At 53.6% G+C, this 4,826-nt stretch carries 6 protein-coding genes and 1 tRNA gene; 4 read left to right on the forward strand and 3 right to left on the reverse strand.

Translation table 11 applies throughout. The features are described from left to right. Positions 1 to 350: 350 nt before the first annotated feature. A tRNA-Arg gene (locus AC1DVF_RS28300) sits at positions 351 to 427 on the reverse strand. Between the two features lie 295 nt (positions 428 to 722). Between AC1DVF_RS28300 and AC1DVF_RS28305 the strand changes: the two genes are divergently transcribed. Together AC1DVF_RS28305 and AC1DVF_RS28310 are read left to right on the forward strand one after the other, a co-directional pair. Beyond that, positions 723 to 959, forward strand: coding sequence for a hypothetical protein (locus AC1DVF_RS28305; RefSeq protein WP_093430377.1), 237 nt, complete (start codon positions 723 to 725; stop codon positions 957 to 959). 20 nt (positions 960 to 979) lie between these two features. Continuing rightward, complete coding sequence (locus AC1DVF_RS28310; RefSeq protein ID WP_095048111.1) at positions 980 to 1,159, forward strand: PA3371 family protein; 180 nt, start codon at positions 980 to 982, stop codon at positions 1,157 to 1,159. Here AC1DVF_RS28310 and phnN read toward each other — a convergent pair. Next, complete coding sequence (gene phnN / locus AC1DVF_RS28315) at positions 1,134 to 1,703, reverse strand: phosphonate metabolism protein/1,5-bisphosphokinase (PRPP-forming) PhnN (RefSeq protein WP_414926935.1); 570 nt, start codon at positions 1,701 to 1,703, stop codon at positions 1,134 to 1,136. The genes AC1DVF_RS28310 and phnN overlap by 26 nt on opposite strands. A 390-nt stretch (positions 1,704 to 2,093) precedes the next feature. Here phnN and AC1DVF_RS28320 point away from each other — a divergent pair, with 390 nt between their 5' ends. After that, positions 2,094 to 2,420 (forward strand): Arc family DNA-binding protein, encoded by a 327-nt coding sequence (locus AC1DVF_RS28320; RefSeq protein ID WP_003178899.1) that lies wholly within the window; start codon positions 2,094 to 2,096, stop codon positions 2,418 to 2,420. A 114-nt stretch (positions 2,421 to 2,534) separates the two neighbouring features. Here AC1DVF_RS28320 and mgtE read toward each other — a convergent pair whose 3' ends face one another. Further along, the gene (gene mgtE, locus AC1DVF_RS28325) at positions 2,535 to 3,977 is read right to left on the reverse strand and encodes a magnesium transporter (RefSeq protein ID WP_007919330.1); all 1,443 of its coding nucleotides are present in this window, start codon (positions 3,975 to 3,977) and stop codon (positions 2,535 to 2,537) included. Between the two features lie 320 nt (positions 3,978 to 4,297). Between mgtE and AC1DVF_RS28330 the strand changes: the two genes are divergently transcribed. Next, entirely contained in the window at positions 4,298 to 4,816 is a 519-nt protein-coding gene (locus AC1DVF_RS28330) for a cell envelope protein SmpA (protein ID WP_460091954.1), read from the forward strand. Positions 4,817 to 4,826: the final 10 nt, after the last annotated feature.

Consider the following 4,826-nt stretch of genomic DNA (forward strand, 5'->3'; position numbering starts at 1 on the left):
GCTGTCAACACCTCTTTTTCAACTTCCTTCTGGCTTCGATGAACTGAAGCAACCTGCCGCCGAAACCTGCATAACTCATTGAATCTCAAGGAGTTTTCCGTTTCGACTGCGCCGGAAGTGGGGCGAATTATAGACATCCTGAATCTGCCGTCAACCGTTAATTTCGCTTTTCTATCAAAGCAGGCGAAAAAGCTCCCTCTATATAGACACAACTCCCATGCCTGATTCGAACTCAACCAGAAAGCCCTCCAAGAGAAAGCGCATACAAATTACGACTAGGCCTTGCCACGCCTGCTGATTGAGCGCTTCAAGACCATCGAGCATTAAAGGAGGGGAGTTTCAACAATAGATGGTGTCCCAGGGCAGGTTCGAACTGCCAACCTTCCCCTTAGGAGGGGGATGCTCTATCCAATTGAGCTACTGAGACACACGCTTTGTCGCAGCAGACGCTGCATGACGGACGGCGTGCATGTTAACCACCGAACCCCGATTTGTCATGTCGTCCGTTGGGCTTTTTAAGTGTAGGCAAGCGCCCTGCAATGCTGCGGGAAGAATTACCGTGCATTTTGCATGCTCACTGAAAAGCCATTATTGCAGATTGCAACCTGCAAAACTCGAAAAACCCGCTCAAATGCTTGTTTTTAAAGGACTTAACAGAGGTTAAACTGTTGGCACGACGGCTGCTTTGTCTGTTCTATCGAAGAACATTCGGAGCTACACCCATGAACACCACCCTTTTGCTTGCAAATGCAATTGCTCTTGCGGTTTTGGTGAGCTTCCAGTTTGTGCCCGAGCATGCAACACAGAAGCCATTGGCCCAGCGCATGCCGCATTACTTGCAGGTACAAAAAGCACCCCAACTGGCGGTGCTGAACGATCAGGACACCTCTACCCCACAGGCCGTCAGTAACTCTGAGCAGGTGCGACCAGCACTGACCTCCGAACATCTGGTTTTTTGAATCATCTTCAGGAGTAAAACATGTCCAAGTCAGCTGCGGGATTTCTGATCCTCGCTCTATTGAGTGGCGTTGTGCATTTATCGCTGTTCGAGGGCGCTGAAATCACCCTGCCCCTGATTGGCTGCGCCATTTTTGCCACGCTATTTGTGCTGGCGCTGGCTGCGGGAAGAAAGATCAAATTTGATCCGGTTTTACGCTGAGCCTGATCAGACGCAAAAGATCACTGACGGCCTCCGCCAGCTCCCCGGAATTATCAATGACATTTACCGGCTCATCACTTGACCGCCTATCCTTGAACAACACATTGCGATCCAGTCTTGCGTCAATTTGCTCGAGCGTTTCTCGACCACGCTTGAGCAGACGCTCTCGCAACACCTCATCCCGAACTGTCAGCAAGACTGGCAGCAGCGCTGGATAGCGCTGCATTGCTTGACGCAGATTGGCCCGCGAACCATTGACCAATACATGCAGTCCAGCATTCAGCCATTGATCCATTTCCACTGGAATCCCGTAGGCGAGACCATTGGCACGCCAGGCCAATGAAAATTCGCCGGCGCGCTCACGCCGCTCAAACTCATCCGGTGTCACCCCAACAGCATCCTCCCCCACCGATTCGGCAGATCGCGTGATCACCCGACGCATCACCTCACAGTTCAATGCACGTAAGGGGGCTCGCGCAGCCTCGATCAAACTGTCCTTGCCTGACCCGGACGGCCCCATCAAGTAAATTAGCTTGCCATCCATCCTGAAAACGCCCTCCAGCAGGTGTATGCCACTAGTAAATCGGCAATTTGCCACTATCCTGTACAGGTAAGGAACAAGGATGCAGAACCCGCATAGCATGCACGTTCTGATGCCCTCGGACATCAATTGATGTGCAGCAGGAAGCGGACAAGGATGCGGACAGAGGTGAAGATTTCTAACCAGTCCGCATTTCTGATAATTGGTGCTGGCATTACGCCTTTACCCAGCTCAATATTTGTCACAGAATTGACGCCAATGATCTGGCAATTTTGAGGCATGATGCGGGCCTCTTAACAATTCAGGTTGAACCATTTGGCGCGGATGCTTGTCCTACCACACATCCTGCGGCCAATCCCGAGAACCGCTCCCCTGAACTAACCGGTTAAATATATGCGCCCATTGAAACAGGCAATTTATTCCAGCCGTACGGCTGACAAGTTCGTCGTACGTCTGCCAGACGGAATGCGTGAACGCATTGCCGAGGTGGCTCGCAATCATCATCGCAGCATGAACTCCGAGATCATTGCGCGCCTTGAGCAGAGTCTTATTCAGGAAGGTGCACTGGGCGAAGAGCTGAGCATGCGCCTGGACAGCCCGGAGCTGTCGTTGCACGAGCGCGAGCTGTTGCAACGTTTCCGCCAGCTGTCTCACCGTCAGCAGAACGCCTTGGTGTCCTTGATTGCCCATGACGCCGAAATGGCAGCAGACGCGTCCTGAGCCATAACGAACATCTCAAGCCAGCATAATTGCTGGCTTTTTTTTGCGCGGATTTTGAGTTTTCCCAGGCAAAAAAAAGCCCGCCAGATAGGCGGGCTGTTTCGCTGTAGCTGATCAGAGCAGGAATATTGTCGCCAGCCCGAGGAAGATGAAGAAACCACCGCTGTCGGTCATCGCAGTAATCATCACGCTAGCCCCCATCGCTGGATCTCGACCCATCTTCGCCAAGGTCATAGGGATCAATACCCCCATCAATGCGGCCAGCAACAGGTTGAGTGTCATTGCCGCGGTCATCACCACACCCAACGACCAACTTCCGTAAAGAAGATAAGCAACGACACCAATCACACCGCCCCAGACAAGGCCATTGATCAAGCCTACGGCCAATTCCTTGCGCATCAGGCGCGAAGTATTGCCGGTGCTTACCTGATCGAGCGCCATGGCGCGAACGATCATGGTGATCGTCTGGTTACCGGAATTGCCGCCAATGCCCGCCACGATCGGCATCAGTGCAGCGAGCGCCACCAGTTTCTCGATCGAGCCCTCGAACAGACCGATCACCCGCGATGCAACAAACGCAGTGATCAAGTTGATCGCCAGCCATGCCCAACGGTTACGAAGCGACTTCCAGACCGACGCGAAGATGTCTTCCTCCTCACGCAGACCCGCCATGTTGAGGACTTCGTTCTCGCTTTCTTCACGAATCAGGTCGACCATTTCATCGATGGTCAGACGACCGATCAACTTACCGTTCTTGTCGACGACCGGAGCCGAGATCAAGTCGTAACGTTCGAACGCCTGTGCGGCGTCGTAGGCATCTTCGTCCGGGTGAAAACTCACCGGGTCGCTAGCCATCACCTCGGCTACTTGCTTGTCCGGATCATTAACCAAAAGGCGCTTGATCGGCAGCACACCTTTGAGCACACCGTCGTAATCGACCACGAACAGTTTATCGGTATGGCCCGGAAGCTCTTTAAGGCGACGCAGATAGCGCAGAACGACTTCGAGACTGACATCCTCACGGATAGTCACCATCTCGAAGTCCATCAGCGCACCAACCTGCTCCTCGTCGTAGGACAAGGCCGAACGCACGCGCTCACGCTGCTGATTATCCAGGCTCTCCATCAGCTCATGGACGACGTCTCGCGGCAGCTCGGAAGCCAGGTCAGCAAGTTCGTCTGCATCCATGTCCTTGGCAGCGGCCAGGAGCTCGTGATCGTCCATGTCGGCGATCAGCGTTTCACGAACGGAGTCGGATACTTCGAGAAGAATGTCGCCGTCGCGATCAGCCTTGACCAATTGCCAAAGCGTCAGACGGTCGTCCAGCGGCAAGGCTTCAAGGATATAGGCGACGTCGGCAGAGTGCAGATCATCGAGCTTGCGTTGCAGCTCGACGAGATTTTGCCGGTGAACCAGATTTTCGACGCGATCGTGATGCGCGCCTTCCTGGCGATGAGTCAGGTCTTCAACGACCCGTTGACGCTGCAGCAGCTCGACGACCTGAGCCAGGCGATCCTGCAGGCTTTCTTGCGTTTTCTTTACTTCGATTTCAGACATAGGCGAACTCCACTCCCAGCAGCGGGGCACGCCGGAAGAATCAATCAGTCAATTCATGATTGGTGAAACGGGGTACTGAGTAACTACTGGGTAAGTCCATGGAATTTTTCCATAAGCCCCGGCGGGGCTGACGGGCGCAATGATACACCGCATGACGGTTTAAAACGTTAAAAAATCGCGGGCGAAACAAGCGCTTGCGAAACAAACCTGAGCACTGTCCTGATCCTTGCTATGCGACGACTCATTCTGAAAAGAAAACACACCGACACTGAAAAATGTAGCGACTACCCTTGAGCATAGATCGTCATGGAGGACGTCGAATGCCCTTGAAAACATCTCACCTTGTACTCGCCAGCCTGCTTTGCGTGCCGCCTGGCGGAGCCGCCCTCACACTGCATCGTTGCGAAGCCGATGATGGCAGCATCACCTTCACCTCGATGAGTTGTGCGCACGGCGAGCGGCGCTCAGCACAGGAAGTTCACCCCTATTCCCCCGGATCAGTCGTGGCGGTGATGCCGGAACACAACCATGAGAAAATATCCGGGATGACAACAAAAACTCGAGCACTGGGGATTGTTGGTCACGCTGAAGACAGATGCGGAAACCTGATCGACGCCAGGCAACGTCGCGAAGCGATCATCAATCGCCGTGTCATTGCCGGCATGAGCCAACAAGATGTCGAGAGCGCGCTAGGTAAACCGGACAAGGTAAATATCCGAACATCGACGACGAGCTATCGATACGACCTCAAGCGAGGACGTTCGGCTCAAATTGATTTTGACGAACGAGGATGCGTGAAAGCAAAAACCAAATCCCGGACAGCAAAAAGCCCGCGTTAAACGCGGGCTT

The sequence above is a fragment of the Pseudomonas sp. P4_D7 genome, from assembly GCF_056401755.1.

Coding starts and splice junctions, on each gene's coding strand:
- AC1DVF_RS28305 (WP_093430377.1), top strand. CDS start 723: ATGAACACCACCCTTTTGCTTGCAAATGCAATTGCTCTTGCGGTTTTG.
- AC1DVF_RS28310 (WP_095048111.1), top strand. CDS start 980: ATGTCCAAGTCAGCTGCGGGATTTCTGATCCTCGCTCTATTGAGTGGC.
- phnN (WP_414926935.1), bottom strand. CDS start 1,703: ATGGATGGCAAGCTAATTTACTTGATGGGGCCGTCCGGGTCAGGCAAG.
- AC1DVF_RS28320 (WP_003178899.1), top strand. CDS start 2,094: ATGCGCCCATTGAAACAGGCAATTTATTCCAGCCGTACGGCTGACAAG.
- mgtE (WP_007919330.1), bottom strand. CDS start 3,977: ATGTCTGAAATCGAAGTAAAGAAAACGCAAGAAAGCCTGCAGGATCGC.
- AC1DVF_RS28330 (WP_460091954.1), top strand. CDS start 4,298: ATGCCCTTGAAAACATCTCACCTTGTACTCGCCAGCCTGCTTTGCGTG.